A 23,129-nucleotide genomic window follows, 5' to 3' on the forward strand; every position below is an offset into this window, starting at 1 on the left:
TAGACATGGTGCAGCTGCAGGAGCGGGTCGCCGAACAGGTCGCCAAGTCGGCCTCACAACATCTCAGCGCGCTCAGCGCCTCGGGGGTGATGGTGCCGTCGGCGAGCATCGCCAGCTTGTGGCGCATGTTGGCCACGCGTTCGCGCAGATCCGCCGCGGAGCGCGAGATCGCCGCGGCGGGATTGTTCAGCTGGTGCGTCAGCCCGGCCGACAGCCGGCCCAGCGCCAGCAGCTTCTCGCGGTTGTCGATGATCCGGCGGGTGCGGTCGGTGCCGACGGCGATCCCGTCGAGCAGGTGCACCGCCATGGGGAACTGGTCCTTCATGAACTGCGCGAACACCGGCGCGTCCATCACGAAGAAGCGCGACGGCTTGGTCACGTGCACCGAGGCGTCGTAACTCTTCTGCTTGCCGCCGGTGAACGCCCGCCAGGCCCCGCAGTACACGCCGCGCTGCGAGGTGCGATTGGTCTCGATGTCCTGGCCGCCGGAAAGCTTGGTCATGGTCAGCTCCCCGTCGATCAGGACGTAGAAGCAGGTCGCCGGTTCGCCCTCGACGCAGATCGGACCCGGTTCGTAGTGCTGGATGTGCCCGTTGCTGCACAGCACCGCGAGCTGGTCGTCGGTGAGCGCCTCGAACAGGAAGAGGCTGCGCAGCTCGTCGGGCTCGCAGGGCATGGGCCTTGATTCGGTCGCGGTCATGATTCCGCCAGGTATCGGTGGACCAGCATGACCGCCATCGATCCTTCGCCGACGGCGGCGGCGACACGTTTGGCGGATGTGGAGCGGACGTCGCCGGTGGCGAACACCCCGGGCACGCTCGTCTCCAGGTGATGCGGCGGGCGTTCCAGCGTCCAGCCGCACACGTTGCGCAGGTCCGGGCCGGTCAGGATGAAGCCGTGGTCGTCGCGGGCCAACACCCCGTCCAGCCAGTCGGTGCGCGGCGCGGCGCCGATGAAGATGAACATCCGGCCGCACGTGACGTCCTCGGTTTCGCCGGTGCGGTTGTTGCGCAGCGTCAGCTTTTCGAGATGGCCGTCCCCCGCGACGCTCTGCACCTCGGTGCAGGTGTGCACGGTGATGTTCTCTGTCGCCTCGATCTGCTGGATCAGGTAGTAGGACATGGACGCGTCCAGCGAGGGGGCGCGCACCAGGATGTGCACCTGCTTGGCCTTGCGGGACAGAAACATTGCGGCCTGACCTGCCGAGTTGGCCCCGCCGACGACGTAGACCTCTTCGTCCGCGCACTCCGTCGCGACCGAGACCGCGGCCCCGTAGTAGACACCGCAGCCGGCCAGCTCGTTGCAGCCCTCGGCATCGAGATTCCGGTAGGCCACGCCGGTGGCCAGGATGACGGAGTGCGCGTCGATCGAGCCGCCGTCGGCGAACCGCACGGTGCGCTTGGGACCGTTGATCTCCAGCGCCGTGGCCGTGCGGGCGGTGATCAGCTCGGCGCCGAACTTTTCGGCCTGCCTGCGCGCACGCTCGGCCAGCTGCCCGCCCGACACCCCGTCGGGGAAGCCCAGATAGTTCTCGATCCGCGAACTCTGGCCCGCCTGGCCGCCCGTCGCGGTGCGCTCGATCAGCACCGTGCGCAGGCCTTCGGACGCGCCGTAAACCGCCGCGGCCAGGCCCGCGGGGCCGCCGCCGATGACGATCAGGTCGTAGAACTCCTGCGACGGATTGACGGTGAGGCCCAACTTGTCGGCCAGTTCGGCGTCGCTGGGTTCGATCAAGGGATCGCCCTTGTCGGTGATGACGACGGGCAGCCGCAGGCAGTCGGCGCCGGCCGCGTTCAGCAGCCGCTCGCCCGCGGGCTCGTCGGACATGAACCACGTGTAATAGAGGCCGTTGCGGGCCAGGAAGTCGCGCACCTGCCAGGACCGCGCCGACCAGCGGTGACCGATCACCTTGGTGTGCGGGATCGGGTGCTCGGGCGCGGCTCGCCAGGCCTCCAGCAGCCCGTCGATGACGGGGTAGAACTTCTCCTCGGGTGGGTCCCACGGCTTGAGCAGGTAGTGATCGAGGTCGACGACGTTGATCGCGTCGATGGCGGCGTGGGTGTCGGCATAGGCGGTCAGCAACACCCGCCGGGCCGCCGGATACAGGTCCATGGCCTGTTCGAGGAACTCGATGCCGCTCATCTGCGGCATCCGGTAGTCGGCGATCAGCACCGCGACGGTCTCGCCCCGCAGCTTGAGCTCCTTGAGGGTGCCCAACGCGTCGGCGCCTGACTCCGCGCGCACGATCCGGTGCTCCTCGCCGTAGTGACGGCGCAGGTCCCGGGCCACCGCGCGGGAGACCGACGGATCGTCGTCTACGGTCAGCATCACGGGCTTGCGCTGTTGCGCGCCGGGGCCGGTGGCGTCGATGGGGGCCGAGGAGCCGGAGGGGTTGGTCATCGGCGTTAAGTATGCGCTCGTCAGCGGCCATGTGGGAGGTCTGTCGGGGAGGTCACGAGGCGGGCCGCGTTCCGCCGACAGCGATTTTGGTGGAGCGGAATAACCAGGTATCGTGGAACAACGGTGCGGCATCCGCGCCGACTTTTTGTGTGCCAAGTCCCTAGGAATTTCCTGTCACCGGCTCACGTTCCAAGTCGGTGCAATGTTGCGTCGACTAGGCGCAGACGAGAACGAAACTATACGACGAGGATTTTTAACTAGTTATGGCCAAGAAGGACGGCGCCATCGAGGTGGAAGGCCGGGTGGTCGAGCCTCTGCCCAATGCGATGTTCCGCATTGAGCTGGAGAACGGTCACAAGGTGCTTGCCCACATCAGCGGCAAGATGCGGCAGCACTACATCCGCATCCTGCCCGAGGACCGGGTGGTGGTGGAGTTGTCTCCCTACGACCTGTCCCGCGGCCGCATCGTGTACCGGTACAAGTAAGCGCCTGATCTCCAGCAACTACGAACGAATACAGAACAGGATCGAACAGCCGTGAAGGTGAACCCGAGCGTCAAGCCAATCTGTGACAAGTGCAGGGTGATCCGTCGGCATGGACGGGTCATGGTGATCTGCTCCGATCCGCGTCACAAGCAGCGTCAGGGCTAGCGGCGTCGCAAGCGCTTCGGCGCCTCGCAGTACCAACACAACTGAATGCAGACCTCCCAGCACCACTGAGCGGCTGGCATCTACTTGAGATGGGCCAGCTCATCCACGCCCGGACGGAGGCCGGGCCCCGCAAGCCTTTTTGGAACCCCACCAGGGGTCGCGGGAACGGGCTGGGATCAGACCTCCGCCTAGAAAAAGAGGAACGCCACCTATGGCTCGACTAGTAGGCGTCGATCTCCCGCGTGACAAGCGGATGGAGATCGCGCTGACCTACATCTTCGGCGTCGGCCGCACCCGGTCGAACGAGATCCTGGCAGCTACCGGCATCGACCGGAACCTGCGCACCCGGGACCTGACCGATGACCAGCTGACCCACTTGCGTGACTACATCGAAGCCAACCTGAAGGTGGAGGGTGACCTGCGCCGCGAGGTTCAGGCCGACATCCGGCGCAAGATCGAGATTGGTTGCTACCAGGGCCTGCGGCACCGCCGCGGCCTGCCGGTGCGCGGCCAGCGGACCAAGACCAACGCGCGCACCCGCAAGGGCCCCAAGCGCACCATCGCCGGCAAGAAGAAGGCCAGGTAATCACCCATGCCACCAGCCAAGAAGGCAGCCTCTGCCCCCAAGAAGGGGCAGAAGACCCGTCGCCGGGAAAAGAAGAACGTCCCGCACGGTGCCGCCCACATCAAGAGCACGTTCAACAACACGATCGTGACCATCACCGACCCGCAGGGCAACGTCATCGCCTGGGCGTCGTCGGGTCACGTCGGGTTCAAGGGCTCGCGGAAGTCGACGCCGTTCGCCGCGCAGCTGGCCGCCGAGAACGCGGCCCGCAAGGCGCAGGAGCACGGCGTGAAGAAGGTCGACGTGTTCGTGAAGGGCCCGGGCTCGGGCCGGGAGACGGCGATCCGGTCGCTGCAGGCCGCCGGTCTGGAGGTCGGCGCGATCTCCGACGTCACCCCCCAGCCGCACAACGGCGTTCGCCCCCCGAAGCGACGCAGGGTCTAGGAGGAAAAGAACCCAATGGCTCGTTACACCGGACCCGTTACCCGCAAGTCGCGCCGGCTGCGCACCGACCTCGTCGGCGGCGACCAGGCGTTCGAGAAGCGCCCCTACCCGCCCGGCCAGCACGGCCGCGCGCGGATCAAGGAGAGCGAATACCTGCTGCAGCTGCAGGAGAAGCAGAAGGCCCGCTTCACCTACGGCGTGATGGAGAAGCAGTTCCGTCGCTACTACGAAGAGGCCGTGCGCCAGCCCGGTAAGACGGGTGAAGAGCTGCTGCGCATCCTGGAAAGCCGGCTGGACAACGTCGTGTACCGCGCCGGCCTGGCGCGTACCCGCCGGATGGCGCGTCAGCTGGTCAGCCACGGACACTTCAGCGTCAACGGCGTGCACGTCAACGTGCCCAGCTACCGGGTGTCGCAGTACGACATCATCGACGTGCGGGACGGCTCGCTGAACACCGTGCCGTTCCAGATCGCGCGGGAGACGGCGGGCGACCGCCCGATCCCGAGCTGGCTGCAGGTGGTGGGGGAGCGTCAGCGCATCCTCGTGCACCAGTTGCCCGAGCGGGCGCAGATCGACGTGCCGCTCGCCGAGCAGCTCATCGTCGAGTTCTACTCGAAGTAAAGACCCCCTGTGCTGAACCCGGCGCAGGTCTTGACGGCATCAAATAGCGGGTGCCGAGAAGGAGATAGAGAAACACCATGCTGATCTCTCAGCGACCCACCTTGTCGGAGGAAGTCCTCACCGACAGCCGCTCCCAGTTCGTCATCGAGCCGCTGGAGCCGGGATTCGGTTACACCCTGGGCAATTCGTTGCGCCGGACGCTGCTGTCCTCGATTCCGGGTGCGGCGGTCACCAGCATCCGCATCGACGGCGTGCTGCACGAGTTCACCACCGTGCCGGGTGTCAAGGAAGACGTCACCGCGATCATCTTGAACCTCAAGAGCCTGGTGGTGTCCTCCGAGGAGGACGAGCCGGTCACCATGTACCTGCGCAAGCAGGGCCCGGGTGAGGTCACCGCGGGGGACATCGTCCCGCCCGCCGGTGTCACCGTGCACAACCCCGACCTGCACATCGCGACGCTGAACGATAAGGGCAAGCTCGAGGTCGAGCTGGTCGTCGAGCGCGGCCGTGGCTACGTGCCTGCCGTGCAGAACCGCGCCTCCGGTGCCGAAATCGGCCGTATCCCAGTCGATTCCATCTACTCGCCGGTGCTCAAGGTCACCTACAAGGTGGACGCCACCCGTGTCGAGCAGCGCACCGACTTCGACAAGCTGATCCTGGACGTCGAGACCAAGAGCTCGATCAACCCCCGCGACGCGCTGGCGTCGGCGGGTAAGACCCTGGTCGAATTGTTCGGCCTGGCACGCGAACTCAACGTCGAGGCCGAGGGCATCGAGATCGGGCCGTCGCCGGCCGAGGCCGACCACATCGCGTCGTTCGCGCTGCCGATCGACGACCTGGATCTGACGGTGCGGTCCTACAACTGCCTCAAGCGCGAGGGTGTGCACACCGTCGGCGAGCTGGTCAGCCGCACCGAGTCCGACCTGCTCGACATCCGCAACTTCGGACAGAAGTCCATCGACGAGGTGAAGGTCAAGCTGCACCAGCTGGGTCTGTCGCTCAAGGACAGCCCGGCGAGCTTCGACCCCTCGCAGGTCGCGGGCTACGACGTCGCCACCGGCACCTGGTCCAGCGAGGCGTCCTACGACGACCAGGACTACGCGGAAACCGAACAGCTGTAAAGAATTCCGTCCCGGCCCTACCTGATACGGGGGCCGGCCCCAATTAGGAGATAGTCGCAATGCCCAAGCCCACCAAGGGACCTCGCCTCGGCGGGTCGTCTTCGCACCAGAAGGCGCTTCTCGCCAACCTGGCCACCTCGCTGTTCGAGCACGGCCGGATCAAGACGACCGAGCCCAAGGCGCGGGCGTTGCGGCCGTACGCGGAGAAGTTGATCACGCACGCGAAAAAGGGTGCGCTGCACAACCGTCGAGAGGTGCTGAAGAAGATCCGCGACAAGGATGTGGTGCACGCCCTGTTCGCGGAGATCGGTCCGTTCTACGCCGACCGCAACGGCGGCTACACCCGCATCATCAAGGTCGAGCCGCGCAAGGGCGACAACGCGCCCATGGCCGTGATCGAGCTGGTGCGGGAGAAGACGGTCACCTCCGAGGCCGATCGGGCCCGTCGGGTGAAGGCTTCCAAGAAGTCCGACGCCCCCGTCGCGGCAGCGGCGGCACCTCAGGCGGCTGTCGAGCCTGAGGAAGCCGTCGGCCCCACGGTCGGGGAGGCCACCGCCGAGGTCGAGGAGACGACGACCGGGGCCGAGCCGACCAAGGCGCAGGCCGAAGCCGAGGACAAGGCCGACAAGGCCGTGGCCGCACGGGCCGAGGCCGAAGCCGCCGAGGCGAACGACGAGGCTGACGAGAGTTAGCGAAGACGTCCGTCTGCGGCTTGATATCGCCTACGACGGAACAGGTTTCGCGGGCTGGGCCTCTCAGTCCGGCCAGCGGACCGTGGCGGGAATTCTCGACGAGGCGCTGACGACGGTCTTTCGCACGCCGGTGCGGCTGCGCGCGGCCGGACGCACCGACGCCGGAGTCCATGCCACCGCACAGGTGGCTCACGTCGACGTGCCGCTCGAGGCGCTGCCGAACGCCTACCCGCGCGCGCCGCACGTCGGTGAACCCGAGTTCCTGCCGCTGCTGCGCCGGCTGGGCCGGTTTTTGCCCACCGATGTCCGGGTCGTCGACATCAGCCGTGCCCCTGCGGGGTTCGACGCCCGGTTCTCGGCGCTGCGGCGTCACTACGTGTACCGGATCTCGACGGCGCCGTGGGGCGTGCAGCCGCTGCAGGCCCGCTACGTCACTGCCTGGCCGCGTCCGCTGGACGTCGAGGCGATGGCCGCCGCGTCGCGAGACCTCCTGGGATTGCACGACTTTGCCGCGTTCTGCCGTCACCGCGAGAACGCCACCACGATTCGCGACCTGCAGCGCCTCGAGTGGACCCGCGACGGCGACCTGATCACCGCGCAGGTCAGCGCCGACGCGTTCTGCTGGTCGATGGTGCGCTCGCTGGTCGGCGCGCTGCTGGCCGTCGGCGAGCACCGCCGCCCCGTCTCGTATTGCCGCGAATTGCTCAGCGCCACAGAACGTTCCAGCGACTTCGCCGCCGCGCCCGCCCACGGGTTGTCGCTGGTCGGCGTCGACTACCCGCCCGATGACCAGCTGGCGGCGCGCAACCTGATCACCCGGGATATCCGCTCGCGCTAGACCCTGGCCGCCACGAAATTCGCTGCCCTGTTAGTCAATCCGGGGACGTAGCTCAGGTGCGAACTCCACTGCATGCCGCTCGAGCAGATCGGGTCGCCCGGGTTGCACAGGTCGATGGTCTTGCCCAGGAAGTTCGGGGACAGGGCGCTCATCAGTTGACCCGCCCGGCCGGACGGGTTGCCGAACAGGGCGACCGCGGCGACGTGATCGGCGGCCGCGGGCGGCAACGGCTGGCGGTAACCGAGGCCGGACACCGGTGCGGCCGTGACGATGTCGACGACGGCGGCGCCCTGCGAGTATCCGCCCAGCACCAGTTTGGTGCTGGGGCAGTTGGCGGCCATCTGCTGGATATGGGTGCTGGCATCGTTGGCGCCGTTGGTCGCGGCCAGGAAGTCCTTGCTGGCCGGGTAGTTCACCCCATATGCGCCAACGCTTTTGCGGGTCTGCTCGCGCAACGAGCTGACGAACGCGCCGCCCACCTTGCCGACACCGGGCGGCTCATCGGTGCCACGGGCGAACACCACCTCAACGCCGGGGCACGACGCCGACGCACGCGGAACCAATTGGGGAGCAACCAATAACGCGCCAACCGCGCCGATTACGATGCCCAGCCCTAACGGGATAAGCCTCACACAGCGATGTTAAGGGGGCGTTGATAACCCCACGGTAACGATTTAGACGAGAGGTGCTTGCGGTGAGTCGGTAGCCGGCGTCGGCAGCGACGGCGCGGGCGCCGGAGCTGTGCCGGTGCCGTCATGGATCGAGGGGCCCGACGACCCGGGCGGGTTCTGCCCGTAGACCGGCGACTGCTGGCCGTAGCCCGGCGACTGCGGGCCGTACCCCGGCTGTTGCGGGCCGTAGCCGGGGCCCAGCGGCGGACCGAACGCGGGTGACTGCTGGCCGACACCGGCGGCCGCGAGCTTTTGCGCGACGAACGCCGCGGCCTGGGTGGTGTAGACGGGGACGTAGCCCTCGGTGTGGCCACTCCACTCGTTACCGGGACCGGCGTGGCAGATCGGGTCGTTCGGGTTGCAATAGTCGACGGCCTTGGAACCCAGCAGCTTGCTCTGGCTGGGCAGGGTGCCGCCGGCGCGGTCGGCCACGTCGCCGAACGTGGTGACCGCCACGATGTTGTTGGCGTACTGCGCGGGCAGGGTGCTGCCCCAGCTGATGCCGCCGATCGGAACGCCGGCCACGATGTCCATCACCGACGCGCCCTGCGAATAGCCGCCCAGCACGATCTTGGTGTTGGGGCACTTCTCCACGCTCTTCTTGACGCGGTCGATGGTGTCGTTGGCGCCGTCGCCGCCGTGCAGCTGCAGCTTGCTGGCGGCGTAGTTCACCCCGTAGGGCAGGATGTTCAGGCCGTTGGTCTGCTGGCGCAGCGAGTCCACCAGCGCATCGCCGACCCGGCCCAGGCCCGGCGGTTCGTTGGTGCCGCGGGCGAAGATCACCTCGACGTCCGGGCAGTCGTCGGCGGAGGCTTTGGGCGCTGCGGCGGGGGTCGCGAGCAGGCCAGCAGCGATAACCAGGGCAGAAGCACCCAGGCCGATCAAACGGCCTGCTGACCGCGCGGTGCCCGCCCGACGGGTACGTACACGGTGAGTTTGCACCGGGCAATTTTACCCAAATTGTTACGCGTCGAAACCCGGGTGACCTGTGGATAACCGCTCTGACGGCGCGAATCGGCGGCCTAACGTGGGCGTTGACGAATTCACGGGATGGGGAGATTCAGTGCCGCGTCAGGCGGCTACATGGCTGCACTTCAACGCGTATCGGTATTTGCTGCGGCGCACCGAACGTGGACTGCTCGGCGAAAAAATCCGGGCGACGGGATTTTCTTCGCACCCTCGCTCCGCACCGCTGGCGCTCGGGTGCCTCGTCACGGCTGTCCTCGTGGCGGGTTGCGCGGTTCTTGGTTTGCTGCGACCGCATGTGGCGCTGGACCGCGCGCAGATCGTGCTGAGCCGGGAATCGGGCGCCCTGTTCGTTCGAGTGGGCGACGTGTGGCATCCGGTGCTCAACCTGGCCTCCGCCCGCCTCATCGCGGCGACGGCCGGCGACCCGCAGCCGGTCACCGAATCCGACCTGGGCACCACCAAACGCGGCCCGCTGCTGGGCATTCCGGGCGCACCGCAATTTCTCGGCAGGCCGCTGTCTCCGGGGGATATGGGTTGGTCGATATGCGCTGGCACCGGCGCTAGCACCACGACGGTCATCGTCGGCCGCCGCTCCGAGGCGGCCGCGGTGCACCGCCTGGCCGCCGGGCGCGCGCTCCTGGTGGCCCCGGCTTCCGGTTCGCCGACCTACCTGCTCTACGACGGCCACCGGGCGATGGTGGACCTCGACGACGCCGCCGTGGTCCGCGCGCTGCGCATCGAGGGCCGTACGCCGCTGCTCGTGTCGCAGGCATTGCTGAATGCCGTGCCGGAAGCGGCACCGATCGCGCCGCTACGGATCCGGGGTCGGGGCGCCAGGACGCCGGCACTGCCCGGATTCGCGGTCGGCAGTGTGCTTCGCATCACACGGGCCGACGGCGACGAGTTTTACGCGGTGTTGACGGCGGGGGTGCAGCGCATCGGGCAGGTGGCCGCCGACCTGCTGCGCTTCGGCAACCCGCAGGAAACGGCCAACACCATCTCGGTCGCGCCCGACGCGATCCGGGCCGCTCCCGTCGTCGCCGAGCTGCCGGTTGCCCTCTTTCCTGACCGGGCGCCGACGGTCTCCCCGCCCCCCGGCACGTTGTGCGCCAGCTGGGAGGGGGCGGGATCCGGCGTCGCGTTCCTGGAGGAGGTCGGACTGCCCATCCCATCCGGTCGGGTGCCGGTGGCGTTGGCGCAGGCCGACGGCGACGGCCCCGCCGTGGACGCCGTATACGTGCCGTCCGGTGCAAGCGCGTATGTGCGGGCGGGTGATGAGGCCGGCACCCGCTACCTGATCGCCGACACCGGGGTTCGGTTCGCGATTCATGACGACGACGCCGCGCACGATCTCGGCCTCGGCGACGCGGGCCCGGCGCCGTGGCCGCTTCTCCGTTTGTTGCCGGCCGGGCCGGAGTTGAGCCGGCAGAACGCGTCAATCGCACGGGATGTGGTCGCGAGCTCGCCTTGAGCGACCTCTTATCGCCCCGGTCGCCACAGCGACGGTCAACGCGGCCAGGCAGATCGCGGCACCCCGGAGTGCGGTGTCGCGGGCGCGAGAATCGCGCGGCGGGATCGGCGGCGAGGCGGCGATCGGCACCGGTGCCGGTGATGGGCCGGGGCTGTCGGCGGTCTTGCCCGCGCCGGTGCTGACGGCGGCGAGCGGGTCGATGGTGCCGTTGCCGACGAGGGGATCCCATCCGGCGGGTGGATGATGCGCCGTCGTCTCGATGCGCTGCATCACCTGGCGGGCGGTCATTGCCGGGAAGCGGGCCCGGATCAGCGCGGCCAGTCCGCTGACCACCGGGGCGGCGTAGCTCGTGCCGGATACCGGTTCCGTCGCGAGCGATGACACCGCCTCGCCGGGCGCGGCGACGTCCACCCAGGGGCCGGCAAGGGTGAATGGTGATGGCGCGCCATGGGCATTCACCGAGCCGACCGTCAGGACGTAGTCGTCGTACCACGCGGGGCTGACGGCGACCGTGATGGTCTGCCAGGTCGCGTCGGCCCGCTGCGGTGGACACTGACCGGTGCCGCCGGTATTGCCGGCCGCGGCCACGATGACGGCATTTTTGACGTCGACGGCGTAGGCCAGTGCCGCACCCAGCGCGCGGTCGTCGAGCGCCGTAGCCGCCGGTGCGCACGCAACCGACGAAATGTTGATCACCGAGGCTCCCAGGTCGGCGGCCGTCCGAACGGCTTTCGCCAGGGTGTCGACGTCACCGACCCCGACGCGGGACCGGTCGCCGGCGGGGGCGAACTTGGCGCTCGACTGACGAATACTGATCAACGTGGCCTCCGGTGCGACCCCGCTGAATGTGTCGGCCTTGGAATCGGCTGTGGCCGCGATGATTCCGGCCACCAGTGTGCCGTGTGCGTCGCAATCCTGCGTGCCGTCGCCAGTGGACACGTAGTCGCCGCCGGCCACCACATCGGGCAGTCGACGGTGTCGTACGACCCCGGTGTCGATGACAGCGACCCGTTGTCCGGTGCCGCGACTGAGTTGCCAGACCGCCGACAGGTCGCCCAGACCCGTTGGCTGGTTGTGACCGGGTCCCGCATCGGCCGTCATCGGCGCGCAGATCTCACGCTGCACGGTTGGCCACGGGGCCGCCGGCAAGGCGGGGTCCGGCAACCACTTGTCGTCGACGTCAGGCGGCGAAAACGCCTGCGCCGTCGGCGTTCCCAACGACGTCGCCAGCGTCAGCGCCGAGGCCACCAACAGGCGGCCGGCGGCTGCACTCATCATGTGAGGTTCAATCCTCGGGACGCACCATAGAGTCCACATATCCAGCAGGTCAACGGAACCATTGCGGCCAGCGCCAGCCATTCCAGCAGTCCGGCGCCTCGGCGCAGGACGGGCGAGGCGGGCCGCGCGGCACCGACGAAGCCGAGATACGCCGCGACGGCGGCCGTCAGTGCCGTCAGCGTAACGACCCAGGCTCCGGACACCGTCGCGCCCGAGGCGGCGACGCCGAAGGTCGTTGCGGCAACGGCGATTCCGCCGACCGCAAACACCAGCATTCTTCTCATGTCGGTGTATCGCGAACGCAGCAGCAGGAGCGCGCCGGTGAGCGTTCCAAACGCGGTGCACGACAGGCGTGGTGCGCCGGCAACCACGGTGACGATCGCCGCCAGCGCGGCCGATACCGACAATCCGGCGAGCAGGCTGGTCAGCCACCTGTCGGCGCGGACCGCCTGGGAACGTGTTCTCGCGTAGCGCGGTTCGATCGCCGGCGCGTCGGACATCTCCAGTCGGGGCGACAGCCCGGCCAGCGCGATCGATGCGCGCGCCGCAACGGGAAGCAGACCAATGGATATCAGCGCAGCCACCGAAGCGACGACGTGCAGCGGCGCCGCGCTGACCACGCCCACCAGACCCGCCACCGCGACGACCGTGGCGCAGCCCGCCACGGCGGTCAACGTGACTACACCGCAATCCGATACGCGCATGGCGACAACGGCGGTGACGGCGGCCACCGCCGCGGCCAGCAAGACATTGGGGGCGCCCGGCGCACCGGGAACCGCCACAAACCCGGCAACCGCGGCGAACGCCGTGGCGATCAGGTTCAAAGCCAGCCCCGCGGTCGGATCTCGATAGCCGCGGTGCGCGATGGCCGCCAGCCCGAGGGCCAGGGCGCCCGCCGACACCAGCGCGGTGACCGTCGCGGCGACATCTCGGTCAGCGATGGTGCCGAACGCGTCACGCACGATCGCCAGTCCTCCGATGCCGGTAAACAGCATTGCCGCCGCCGCGCCGATGAGTCGGACCGCGTGTGCACGTGAAGCGCCACTGCCCGGCGCAGTCGCCGCGTCGAGTGTGGCCGACACGGTCTCGGCCACGTCGAAGTAGCGTGGCGCGGGCAACGGCGCGCTGCGCCGGCTCAGCACCAGGATGGCGCCATCTCCGATGTCCTGCTGCGCCAGCGTCATTGACGGATCCAGCCCGGATGCGCCGGGAATCGATAAGCGGTAACGCGCGGCCTCGCGGTCGGGGTGGTCAACCCCGAGGATATCGATGACCGACGGAAGCAGAACAGCGACAGGGATTTCCGCGGGCACGGTGATGTCGACGGCGGTGGTGCCCCAGTACACTGCGACGCGCCGCAACCCGGTATCGGATGCAGACAACAGCAACCCTTCGGTCGAATTACCGTGAAGATAGCCAGGCCTGCACGGCCCGGCATCCGGTTGTCCACAGGTGACTTGTCGCCGATCTCGGTGCTACTTAACGTCCTCGGACCGGGAGGTGAGAGATGACGCATGCTTCGGTGCCTGCGGCGCCAGGTGAGGACATCGTCGTCGACGCTCCGCCCGAGCTGCCGTCCCCGGCAGCGCCGGGCATGCTGCCACGGTTGCTCCCGATTGCGCTCTCGCTGGTGTGCACGGGCATCATGGCGGCGGTGCTCTCCGCGGGAACCGGCGTGACCCGCAACCCCGCGTTCCTGGCGCTGCCGGCGATGATGCTGGTTTCGACCGTGGTGACGGGGGTGACCGGTCGTGCTCGTCGGCGCGGCGGTGGGCTCGATGCCGACCGTGATCAATATCTCGACTATCTCGAAACCCTCAGTCAGTCCGTGTCCGAAATTGCTGTGGCACAACGTCGGGCATCGATCAGCCGGGACCCCGATCCCGACACGCTGTGGACCCTGATCGGCGGCACACGAATGTGGGAGCGGCACCCAACCGACGGCGACTTCGGCCTCGTCCGCGTCGGCATGGGAAGCCAGCCGCTCGCCCGCCGCCTGGTAGCCCCGCAGCTTGCGCCGGAGGAGCTGCGCGATCCGGTCACCGCCATGGCACTTCGGCGCTTCCTGCACGCGCATTCGACGATTCACGCCCCGGTCACGATCGGCCTGCGTGCGGGGACGCGGGTGACGATCGACGGCGATCCGGGCGAGGTACGCGGGTTACTGCGCGCGATCCTCTGCCAACTCGCCGTGCTGCATGCGCCAGACCGAATGCTGATCGCGGCCGCCGTCGACGACGACAATCAAGGGCACTGGGATTGGCTCAAATGGCTTCCGCACAACCAACATCCGATAGATAACGACGAGGTGGGTCCGGCGCGGATGATCTACTCGAGTGCGGCGCGGGCGCGGGGGGCACTCGCCGCGGTGCACGGTCCCGAACTCGTCGTGGTCACCGATCTCTCCGAGGGCGTCGATCCGATCGTCGGCACATCCATCATCGGCGTCGGCACCGGCGGCGCATCGCTGAAACTTCGAACGCCCGCCCTGACGGCACCGGATTGGTGTCCCGATCAGATGAGCGCCGTCGACGCGCTGATATGCGCACGCCGGCTGGCCGGACACCAGGCGCGCACGGGCGGCGCTGATCCCAATTGGCCGGAGCTGAGCGGGCTTTCCGCTCTGGACCGCTTCGACCCGGCCGCGGTGTGGCGTCGCCAACGACCCCGCGACCGGCTTCGGGTGTCGATCGGAACCACCGTAGAGGGTGTTCCACTCGAGCTGGACATCAAAGAGCCGGCCGAGGGCGGGATGGGCCCACATGGGCTGTGCATCGGCGCCACCGGGTCGGGCAAGTCGGAGCTGCTGCGCACCATCGCACTGGGCATGATGGCGCACAACTCGCCGGAAACACTCAACCTGCTGCTCGTCGACTTCAAAGGCGGCGCGACATTTCTCGACTATGCCCCGGCTCCACATGTGGCCGCGGTGATCACCAACCTGGCCGACGACGCGCCGCTGGTGGCCCGGATGCGCGACGCCCTGGCCGGCGAGATGAACCGTCGCCAGCAGCTGCTGCGCACGGCGGGCTGCGTCAGCGTCGCGGCTTACGAGCGGGCGCGCGAGGGTAGGGCGTCGCCCCCGCTGCCCACGCTGTTCATCATCGTCGACGAGTTCTCCGAGCTGCTCAGCCAGCATCCGGATTTCGCCGACATGTTCGTCGCGATCGGCCGCCTCGGCCGGTCGCTGGGCATGCACCTGCTGTTGGCCAGTCAGCGTCTCGACGAGGGACGGCTACGCGGACTGGAAGCCCACCTGTCGTACCGAATGTGCCTGAAGACACTGTCCGCCAACGAATCCCAAACCGTGCTGGGTAACCTCGACGCATATCGACTGCCGAGCACCCCCGGCGCGGGCTTCTTGCGCATCGGCGGCGGCGCACCGATTCGCTTCCAGGCGGCGCTGGTGTCGGCGCCGCCGCCGACGAATGCGCCGGTCCGCGCGGCCGGTGTGGGGGCGGGTTCGGTCCGGGTGTTCGGCACCCGCATCGTGGGGGCGGTCAGCCGCGCCACCGAGGAGAGGGTGACCCCCGAACGGACCATCTCGGGCGCTGTCCTGGACCGGCTGTCCGGCCAGGGGCCATCCGCGCATCGGGTATGGCTGCCCCCGCTCGGGCCGGCGCCGGCGCTGTGCACCGTGCTGGCCGACGTCGCGTGCACGCCGGGGGGCCTGGCGGTCCCGATCGGCACCGTCGACCGGCCCCTCGATCAGTGCCGGGCGCCGCTGATGGTCGACATGTCCGGGGCCGCAGGAAATCTCGCGGTCATAGGCGCACCCCAATCGGGCAAGTCGACGGCGTTGCGCACGCTCATCACCGCCCTGGCCGCCACGCATGATCCCGGCCAGGTGCAGTTCTACTGCCTGGATTTCGGTGGTGGGGCGCTCTCGGCGTTGCGCACGCTGCCGCATGTGGGTGCCGTCGCCGGCCGAGCGGAGCCGCGTCTCGTCGGCCGGCTGGTCGCCGAATGCGAGTCGGTCGTTCGTCGCCGTGCAGCCCTGTTCCGAGAGCATGGCATCGCGTCGATCGTCGAATACCGTCAGCGGCGCAGGGACCTCGACGCAGCCGGTGATCCCTTCGGTGATGTGTTCCTCGTCATCGACGGCTGGGCAAGCATGCGCCAAGAATTCGGCACGCTGGACGAGTCGATAAGCATGCTTGCGGCTCAGGGTCTTTCGTACGGCGTGCATGTTGCGCTGTCGGCATCGCGGTGGGCCGAGGTGCGGCCCTCGCTGCGGGACCAGATCGGCACCCGCATCGAGTTGCGGCTGGGCGATCCCGCGGACTCCGAAATCGACCGTAGGGCCGCGCGGCATGTGCCTCGTGACAGTCCGGGCCGTGGTCTTTCCCACGAGGGCCTGCACATGGTGATCGCCTTGCCCGTCGCCGAGGTGCCCGCCGGTGCGTCGGCCGCTCCGCCGATACCGTTGCTGCCCATGCACGTCGACCGCGAGGCCGTGGTACGCCGGTGGTCGGTCGGCGAGTTGGCCGGGCGGATACTGCTCGGCTTGGGGGAGCGCGAACTGCAGCCAATCTCAATCGATTTCGAGCGTGATTCGCATCTTCTCGTCCTCGGTGACAACGAGTGCGGGAAAACCGCGACGCTGCGGACCTTGTGCCGGGAGATCGTCCGAACGAAGACACCCGCGCAAGCCCGGCTGTCGATCGTCGACTTCCGGCGCGCGCTGCTCGGTGTCGTCGAGTCGGAACATCTCGGCGGTTACGCGATGTCGCCCGCCGCCCTGTCCGTGTTGCTGCCCGACCTGATCGAGACTCTGCGGGCGCGGATGCCGCCGCCCGATGCGAGCCAGGCCCAGTTGCGCAGTGGCTCCTGGTGGTCCGGACCGGACCTCTACGTCGTCGTCGATGACTACGACCTTGTCGCCGGCCCGGCGGCCAATGCGCTGGCGCCGATCGTCGAATTCGTGCCGTACGCCCCGGATCTGGGATTGCATCTGGTCATCGCGCGCCGCAGCGGTGGGCTCGAGCGGGCGATGTTCGAGCCGCTGTTGGCGAGTCTGCGCGACCTCGGTTCCGCGTCACTGATGATGAGCGGATGCCCAACTGAGCACGCACCGTTCGGTTCCGCTGCGCCGCCGCGCTTGCCGCCGGGCCGCGGCATCCTGACCACTCGGACCGGTGACGACGAACTCGTCCAGGTTGCCTGGAGCCCGCCGTGAGTGACCATCCCGCAATCGTCGAAGCCGGGCCCAGCACGATCCGGCGGTTGTGTTGCGCCACAAACGCGGTCGCGGACGACGAGACGGCCGACATCGTTCGGGCGGCGCTGGATGCGGTTGACGACCGGGTGGCGCTGGTAGGGGAGCGGCCGGTGGCCGTCGATGTCCTGTGGGAGGCCGCGTTGCGTTCGGCAATCCGCGGCCACCGCGACGGAGCGATCGTCGTGCACCCGTCGTGGTGGTCGGCGGCGCGCGTGGGCGTGGTGAGCACGGCCGCCGCGGCCGTGGCCGGTCACACGCACGCGCGGTCGTCGCTGCTGATGCGGGCGTCCCGTGCCGCACCGGACGCGACGGCAGTGGTCGAAATCGCCGAGCGACTGGTGGCGGTCACCGCGGGCGAGGTCACGGCGATACCGCGCACGGCGGAGCCGCATTGCGTCGCCCGTGACGTTGCGGACGTCATTGCGGCGGCCGCGCCCGAAGCCGTGCTGATCGATACGCCGAGCGGTGGTGCGTCGGCGCTGGCGGCGCTGATTGCCGAAGCGGTGCGCGGAGCAGGTTGCGGCACCCCAGAAGTCCTTGAAATAACCGATATTCGGCTGACGCGCGTCGCGCGGTCGGCCTACCCGGCAACCACCCGGCGGCCGGGAACGGCCACCGCCGCGCCTGCCCGTGCCGGTCGAACGCGCGGCCGGATGCTCAGCGGGGTTGGGGCGGCCGCCATCGTGGTCGCCGCCGCGGCGCCGACCGCGGTGACGATGGGCCGACCCGGTGAGGCGGTGCGCAAGCCGGTGGAAACCGCGCCGACAACGTTTCTGGTGGAAGGCCGGGTGGCGCTGTCGGTGCCGGCGACGTGGTCGTCGCAGCGGGTGGTCGGCGGACCGGGCTCGGCCCGGTTGCAGGTCACCTCGCCGACGGATCCCGACCTGGCCCTGCACATCACCCAATCGCCGGTCGCCGGCGAGACACTGAGCGGCACCGCCGAGCGATTGAAGCGCGCGATCGATGTCGAGGTTCCCGGGGTGTTCGTCGATTTCAACCCGTCCGCAACCAGCGCCGGCCGACCGGCGGTGACTTATCGCGAAGTGCGCCCGGGACATCAGGTGCGCTGGACGGTGCTGCTGGACGGTCCGGTTCGGATCAGCATCGGCTGCCAGAGCCGGGCCGGCGACGAAAGCGCCGTCCGCACCGCCTGCGAGCAGGCGGTGCGGACCGCCCACGCGATCGGATGAAATTCGGTGGAACCGAAGGACCCGCCCCGGGGTCGTAGTTGTTATGGCCGCTTCGAACACACTGAGCACCGACCTCGACCTGATGCGGTCGGTGGCGGGTACCACCGACGCCCGCAACGAGGAAATCAGGGCGATGCTGCAGGCATTCGTCGGCCGCATGAGCGGCGTGCCGGCCTCGGCGTGGGGCGGGCTCGCGGCGGCGCGCTTCAAGGACGTGATGGACCGCTGGAACGCCGAGTCGCTGCGGCTCTATCACGCCCTCAACACCATCGCCGAGACCATTCGGCACAACGCGGTCACCCTGCAGGAGGCCGGCCAGAACCACGCACACCACATCGCCGCCGCCGGCGGAAACCTGTGACGAGAGAGGATCCCCGTGGACCCGGTGCTTTCCTATAACTTCGGCGAAATCGAACATTCGGTGCGCCAGGAGATCCACTCCACGTCGGCCCGCTTCAACGCCGCGCTCGACGAGCTGAGCTCGCAAATCGCGCCGCTGCGGCAGCTATGGACCAGTGAGGCGGCCGCCGCCTACCAGGCTGAGCAGCTGAAATGGCACCAGTCGGCGACCGCGCTCAACGAGATACTGGCCGAGCTGGGAAACGCCGTGCGCGACGGTGCCGACGAGGTGGCCAACGCCGACCGCCGGGCTGCCGGCGTCTGGGCGCGGTAGCGGCCATAGACCACCGCGCGGTCCTGGCCGCGCCGTGAGACTGTGTGGTCCTGGCGGAGGAGAGCCGTCGGGACCACACAGTCATTTTGACCTGCGGGGATGGCGGTCGGTAAGCTGCTCCGTTGGCGTGCGGTACGCCGGGGCCTCGGGTCAATGTCGGTCGCCGAGACCAAGCCCTCACCGCGAACGCCTGACCGGCCCCCGGGTCACACCGGGATCCACCCTCGAGAAGAAGAAGGTAAGCGCTGTGCCTACGTACACGCCAAAGGCGGGTGACACCACGAGGTCGTGGCACGTCATCGACGCCACGGACGTGGTGCTTGGCCGCCTTGCCGTCGCGGCAGCCACCCTGCTGCGCGGCAAGCACAAGCCGACGTTCACCCCCAATGTCGACGGCGGCGACTTCGTCATCGTCATCAACGCCGACAAGGTCGCCTTCAGCGGCCAGAAGCTGGACAAGAAGCTGGCTTACCGCCACTCGGGGTATCCCGGCGGTCTGAGCAGCCGAACCATCCGCGAGCTGATGGACAAGCACCCCGACCGCGTCGTGGAGGACGCGATCATCGGCATGCTGCCCAAGAACAAGCTGGCCCGGCAGATCGCGCGCAAGCTGCACGTCTACGCCGGCCCGACGCACCCGCACGCCGCACAACAGCCCGTTCCGTACGAGATCAAGCAGGTGGCCCAGTGACCGAAACGACCGAGGCCGTGGAAAACCCCGAAAACCCGGAGAACCCGGACACCCCAGAAGTCGCAGAGACCGTCGAGGTCGTCGCCGAGGTGACCGAAGCCCCGGTCGAGGCCGCGGAAGCCCCCGCGCCCGCCGAGTCCTTCGTGTTCGACCGGCCCATCCAGACCGTCGGCCGCCGCAAGGAGGCCGTGGTGCGGGTGCGCCTGGTGCCCGGCACCGGCAAGTTCAACCTGAACGGCCGCACCCTGGAGGGCTACTTCCCGAACAAGGTGCACCAGCAGCTCATCAAGGCGCCGCTGGTCACCGTCGACCGGGTGGACGCCTTCGACATCTACGCGCTGCTGCACGGCGGCGGCCCCTCGGGGCAGGCCGGCGCGCTGCGTCTGGGCATCGCCCGGGCGCTGATCCTGGCCCAGCCCGAGGACCGGCCCCCGCTGAAGAAGGCCGGCTTCCTCACCCGTGACCCGCGTGCCACCGAGCGCAAGAAGTACGGCCTGAAGAAGGCCCGTAAGGCGCCTCAGTACAGCAAGCGCTGATCAGCCGTCGCTAACCGGCCACAACTTGGCATCGTCATGCACAAGTTGTGGCCGGTTGCGGCGTGTCTGCGCCCAGACGTGGCCCGTTTCGTCCACAAAGGAACGGGCACGTTAGGTGCAAGCCCGACAACTGTGAGAGGTTTGGTCGCATGGGTCGACTATTCGGCACCGACGGTGTCCGTGGGGTCGCCAATCGCGAGCTGACCGCCGAGCTGGCACTGGCGCTGGGCTCGGCGGCGGCGCGGCATCTGGCGAGCGCTACCGGACCGGGCCGGCGGGTAGCCGTGATCGGTCGCGATCCGCGGGCCAGCGGCGAAATGCTGGAGGCCGCGGTGATCGCCGGGCTGACCAGTCAGGGCGTCGACGCGCTGCGCGTCGGGGTGCTGCCTACCCCCGCGGTGGCCTACCTGACCGGTGCCTACGACGCCGACTTCGGCGTGATGATCTCGGCATCGCACAACCCGATGCCCGACAACGGCATCAAGATCTTCGGCCCCGGCGGCCGCAAGCTTGACGACGGCACCGAGGAGCAGATCGAGGCATTGCTCGAGGTCGAACCTGCGCTGCGTCCGGTCGGCGCCGGGATCGGCCGGGTCATCGACGCCGAAGACGCGGCCGACCGCTACCTGCGCCACCTGAGCAAGGCCAGCACGCTGCGCCTCGACGGGCTGACCGTGGTGGTGGACTGCGCCCACGGCGCGGCCTCCGCGGTGGCCCCGCGCGCCTACCGCGCCGCCGGTGCCCGGGTGATCGCGATCAACGCCGACCCCAATGGGCTCAACATCAACGACAACTGCGGGTCCACCCACCTGGATGCGCTGCGCGCGGCAGTCGTCGCGCACCGCGCCGACCTGGGCCTGGCCCACGACGGCGATGCCGACCGCTGCCTGGCCATCGACGCGGACGGCAACCTGGTCGACGGCGACCACATCATGGTGGTGCTCGCCCTGGCGATGCACGAGGCCGACGAGCTGGCGTCCAAGACGCTGGTCACCACCGTGATGAGCAACCTGGGGCTACATCTGGCCATGCGCTCGGCCGGAATCACGGTGCGCACCACCGGTGTTGGTGACCGCTACGTGGTGGAGGAGCTGCGGGCCGGCGACTACAGCCTGGGCGGCGAGCAGTCCGGCCATATCGTGATGCCCGCGCTGGGCTCCACCGGCGACGGCATCGTCACCGGCCTGCGGCTGATGACCCGGATGGTGCAGACCGGCTCGTCGCTGGCCGCGCTGGCCTCGGCGATGCAGACGCTGCCGCAGGTGCTGATCAACGTCACCGTCGCCGACAAGGACATCGCCGCCGCCGCGCCCGCGGTGCAGACCGCGCTCGGTCAGGCCGAGGCGGAACTGGGCGATACGGGCCGAATCCTGTTGCGCCCCTCGGGAACCGAGCCGATGATCCGCGTCATGGTGGAAGCACCCGAAAAAGAGATCGCTCAGCGGGTCGCCACCCGCGTCGCCGAAGCGGTCAGCGACGCCCTGTAGATCTCCCCGGAACCCCGCCGCCCCCGCGGACGTCGGATAAGGCATGAAATCCGTTGGGGGAACACGCCCGGTAGCCATCGCCCGCACGCAGATCGACGTGCCGGCGGCGCAGCGGGTCGCTAACCAATTCGCCATGGCGGCCGAATTCATCGACCGCGCGGTCAGCGACCATCTGTCCAGGCTGGCTTTCGGCGGGGTCTGCGCCGGGCGGGAGCACGCCGCGCGCGGCGACGCGCTGCGCGTCGAGTTGGAGCGGCTGGTGGCGCAGGTGTCGCAGTGGTCGCGCGCGTCCGCCGAGATCGCCGCGGCGCTGCGGTCCAGCGCCGAGCGCTACGCCGACGCCGAACTGTATGCCGCGGCGCGGATCGCCTAGCTCATGGCCGACCGATTGGATGTGGCCGGGCGCCTCGCCGAGGGCCGGGCGGCCGTCGAGCACACCCAGGCCTACGTGCAGGCCTGTCATGCGCTGGGCTATCAAAACCCCGACCTGACAACGCATCCCGTACAAGTTCGCGAATGGTATGCGAAGGAGGACGGCATGGATCTGCGCGCGCTGGACCGCGACTGTGCCGAGCTGCGGGCGGCGGGCGTAATGACCGCCGAGGCGCTGCGAATGCAGCGCGCCCAGGTGGCCGAGCTGGCCGCGGCGTGGACGGGTCCGGGCGGGGACACCGCGGTACAGCTCTTGCAACGGCACTGCGACACCGCCGATGCCGTCGCCACCGAACTGCGCGCGGCGGCCCAACGATGCGAGTCGCTGCGCGACAACCTGTGGTATCTGGTCGATTCGAAGGTGGCGACCGCCATCGCCGTCGACGACCGGGTGCGCGCTGAGCGGCCGGCATGGCTGGCCGCCGCCGGCGCGGTCACGGCGGGGGACCGGGACGGCGCGGCCGACATCGTGCGCGAGCAGGTAATGCCTCACGTGGACAACGACATTCGCAACGACTGGTTGACGGCGATGCGGTCTGCGTCGGACGGGGTCGAGACGTCCTACGCCATGGTGATCGACAAGATGACCGCCGTCCCGACGGCGCGCTTCGAGTTTCCCGGCGATCTCGGGACCGGTGTGGTGCCGGTGCAGCTCGCCCCGCCGGTGGCCGCCGCGCCCGTCGCGGCGGCGGATCCCGCGCCGACGTTGACGGCGGCCGCGCCCGGTCAGGTTGGCGTAGCGCCGGATTCGGTTGCTCCGGCGCCGCCGGCGGTCAATGTCGCGCCTCCCGCGGACTGGGGAGCCGCGCTCGGCGATGCGCTGGGCATGCCCGCGGGCGATTTGGGTGGCGGGCTCGGCGGTCTCGGCGGTGGCGACCTTGGTGGACTCGGTGGCAGTGGGTTGGGCGGCGGCGGTGGGCTTCTCGGGCTGGCCGGCCGGATCATCGATGCGGTGGGCGGCCTGATCGGATCGGCGGGTGACGGGCTCGACGGCACGGACGCCTTGAACGGCGGCGACCCGGACAACTCCGACGAGAAGCCTTTCCACGCAGACGATCCCGAGGGCACCGTGGCCGACGAGGGCGCCGATGATCCCGACGATCCCGCCGAAGCCGACCAGGCCCAACCCGCGGACGAACCTCAGCCCGACGACGTGATCCAACCGGTCGGGACGCCACC

24 protein-coding genes are annotated in these 23,129 nt (G+C 69.0%); 18 read left to right on the plus strand and 6 right to left on the minus strand.

Going from position 1 to position 23,129, the window contains the following annotated elements:
• Together A5708_RS25355 and A5708_RS25360 are read right to left on the minus strand one after the other, a co-directional pair.
• On the minus strand, positions 1–700 hold a 700-nt coding region (locus A5708_RS25355), incomplete at its 3' end, for a cyclic nucleotide-binding domain-containing protein (RefSeq protein WP_231118017.1).
• Complete coding sequence (locus A5708_RS25360) at positions 697–2,400, minus strand: FAD-dependent oxidoreductase (RefSeq protein WP_081293093.1); 1,704 nt, start codon at positions 2,398–2,400, stop codon at positions 697–699. The genes A5708_RS25355 and A5708_RS25360, both read right to left, overlap by 4 nt.
• Positions 2,401–2,663: 263 nt before the next feature.
• Here A5708_RS25360 and infA point away from each other — a divergent pair, with 263 nt between their 5' ends.
• The 8 genes from infA to truA all read left to right on the plus strand — a co-directional run bounded on the left by infA (position 2,664) and on the right by truA (position 7,331).
• A complete protein-coding gene (gene infA, locus A5708_RS25365) occupies positions 2,664–2,885 on the plus strand; it encodes a translation initiation factor IF-1 (RefSeq protein ID WP_003418601.1) in 222 nt (73 codons plus the stop codon).
• Positions 2,886–2,936: 51 nt separating this feature from the next.
• The gene (rpmJ, locus tag A5708_RS26555; RefSeq protein WP_003879483.1) at positions 2,937–3,050 is read left to right on the plus strand and encodes a 50S ribosomal protein L36; all 114 of its coding nucleotides are present in this window, start codon (positions 2,937–2,939) and stop codon (positions 3,048–3,050) included.
• 211 nt (positions 3,051–3,261) lie between these two features.
• Positions 3,262–3,636, plus strand: a complete 375-nt coding sequence (rpsM, locus tag A5708_RS25370) for a 30S ribosomal protein S13 (protein WP_007773477.1) — start codon at positions 3,262–3,264, stop codon at positions 3,634–3,636.
• A gap of 6 nt (positions 3,637–3,642) precedes the next feature.
• Positions 3,643–4,059 (plus strand): 30S ribosomal protein S11, encoded by a 417-nt coding sequence (gene rpsK, locus A5708_RS25375; protein WP_008260256.1) that lies wholly within the window; start codon positions 3,643–3,645, stop codon positions 4,057–4,059.
• Between the two features lie 15 nt (positions 4,060–4,074).
• A complete protein-coding gene (gene rpsD, locus A5708_RS25380; RefSeq protein ID WP_007773473.1) occupies positions 4,075–4,680 on the plus strand; it encodes a 30S ribosomal protein S4 in 606 nt (201 codons plus the stop codon).
• Positions 4,681–4,757: 77 nt separating this feature from the next.
• A complete protein-coding gene (locus tag A5708_RS25385; protein ID WP_065031251.1) occupies positions 4,758–5,801 on the plus strand; it encodes a DNA-directed RNA polymerase subunit alpha in 1,044 nt (347 codons plus the stop codon).
• Between the two features lie 59 nt (positions 5,802–5,860).
• Positions 5,861–6,493 carry a 50S ribosomal protein L17 gene (gene rplQ, locus A5708_RS25390; RefSeq protein ID WP_065031252.1) on the plus strand — a complete coding sequence of 211 codons (633 nt, stop codon included), beginning with the start codon at positions 5,861–5,863 and terminating at the stop codon, positions 6,491–6,493.
• Positions 6,480–7,331, plus strand: a complete 852-nt coding sequence (truA, locus tag A5708_RS25395; RefSeq protein WP_081293094.1) for a tRNA pseudouridine(38-40) synthase TruA — start codon at positions 6,480–6,482, stop codon at positions 7,329–7,331. The genes rplQ and truA overlap by 14 nt, the downstream gene beginning before the upstream one ends.
• Here the strand turns inward: truA and A5708_RS25400 are convergent.
• Positions 7,328–7,954, minus strand: a complete 627-nt coding sequence (locus A5708_RS25400; protein ID WP_155766188.1) for a cutinase family protein — start codon at positions 7,952–7,954, stop codon at positions 7,328–7,330. The two genes, truA and A5708_RS25400, sit on opposite strands and share 4 nt — an antisense overlap.
• Positions 7,955–8,005: 51 nt before the next feature.
• A complete protein-coding gene (locus tag A5708_RS25405; protein ID WP_419538356.1) occupies positions 8,006–8,944 on the minus strand; it encodes a cutinase family protein in 939 nt (312 codons plus the stop codon).
• Positions 8,945–9,065: 121 nt separating this feature from the next.
• On the opposite strand from A5708_RS25405, the gene eccB reads away from it, so the two are divergent.
• Positions 9,066–10,442 (plus strand): type VII secretion protein EccB, encoded by a 1,377-nt coding sequence (gene eccB, locus A5708_RS25410; RefSeq protein WP_065031256.1) that lies wholly within the window; start codon positions 9,066–9,068, stop codon positions 10,440–10,442.
• On the opposite strand, the gene mycP is transcribed toward eccB, so the two are convergent.
• Positions 10,407–11,720, minus strand: coding sequence for a type VII secretion-associated serine protease mycosin (gene mycP, locus A5708_RS25415; RefSeq protein ID WP_065031257.1), 1,314 nt, complete (start codon positions 11,718–11,720; stop codon positions 10,407–10,409). The two genes, eccB and mycP, sit on opposite strands and share 36 nt — an antisense overlap.
• Complete coding sequence (gene eccD / locus A5708_RS25420; protein ID WP_155766186.1) at positions 11,717–13,102, minus strand: type VII secretion integral membrane protein EccD; 1,386 nt, start codon at positions 13,100–13,102, stop codon at positions 11,717–11,719. Before eccD ends, mycP begins: the two co-directional genes overlap by 4 nt.
• Before the next feature lie 125 nt (positions 13,103–13,227).
• Between eccD and eccCa the strand changes: the two genes are divergently transcribed.
• From eccCa to A5708_RS25465, 9 genes are all read left to right on the plus strand, one after another.
• Entirely contained in the window at positions 13,228–16,899 is a 3,672-nt protein-coding gene (gene eccCa, locus A5708_RS25425; RefSeq protein WP_065031259.1) for a type VII secretion protein EccCa, read from the plus strand.
• A complete protein-coding gene (locus A5708_RS25430; RefSeq protein WP_065031260.1) occupies positions 16,896–18,131 on the plus strand; it encodes a type VII secretion-associated protein in 1,236 nt (411 codons plus the stop codon). The genes eccCa and A5708_RS25430 overlap by 4 nt, the downstream gene beginning before the upstream one ends.
• 43 nt (positions 18,132–18,174) lie before the next feature.
• Entirely contained in the window at positions 18,175–18,492 is a 318-nt protein-coding gene (locus A5708_RS25435; RefSeq protein WP_065031261.1) for a WXG100 family type VII secretion target, read from the plus strand.
• Between the two features lie 9 nt (positions 18,493–18,501).
• Complete coding sequence (locus tag A5708_RS25440; RefSeq protein ID WP_155766187.1) at positions 18,502–18,804, plus strand: WXG100 family type VII secretion target; 303 nt, start codon at positions 18,502–18,504, stop codon at positions 18,802–18,804.
• Between the two features lie 247 nt (positions 18,805–19,051).
• A complete protein-coding gene (gene rplM, locus A5708_RS25445; RefSeq protein ID WP_065031263.1) occupies positions 19,052–19,495 on the plus strand; it encodes a 50S ribosomal protein L13 in 444 nt (147 codons plus the stop codon).
• 89 nt (positions 19,496–19,584) lie between these two features.
• Positions 19,585–20,031 carry a 30S ribosomal protein S9 gene (rpsI, locus tag A5708_RS25450; protein ID WP_196772761.1) on the plus strand — a complete coding sequence of 149 codons (447 nt, stop codon included), beginning with the start codon at positions 19,585–19,587 and terminating at the stop codon, positions 20,029–20,031.
• Positions 20,032–20,180: 149 nt separating this feature from the next.
• Entirely contained in the window at positions 20,181–21,518 is a 1,338-nt protein-coding gene (gene glmM, locus A5708_RS25455; RefSeq protein ID WP_065031265.1) for a phosphoglucosamine mutase, read from the plus strand.
• A 43-nt stretch (positions 21,519–21,561) separates the two neighbouring features.
• Positions 21,562–21,891 carry a type VII secretion target gene (locus A5708_RS25460; RefSeq protein WP_065031266.1) on the plus strand — a complete coding sequence of 110 codons (330 nt, stop codon included), beginning with the start codon at positions 21,562–21,564 and terminating at the stop codon, positions 21,889–21,891.
• A gap of 3 nt (positions 21,892–21,894) precedes the next feature.
• A partial coding sequence (locus A5708_RS25465) for a hypothetical protein (protein WP_065031267.1) occupies positions 21,895–23,129 on the plus strand: 1,235 nt, incomplete at its 3' end.

The sequence above is a fragment of the Mycobacterium colombiense genome (assembly GCF_001672755.1).
In the GTDB taxonomy this organism is placed as follows: domain Bacteria; phylum Actinomycetota; class Actinomycetes; order Mycobacteriales; family Mycobacteriaceae; genus Mycobacterium; species Mycobacterium colombiense_C.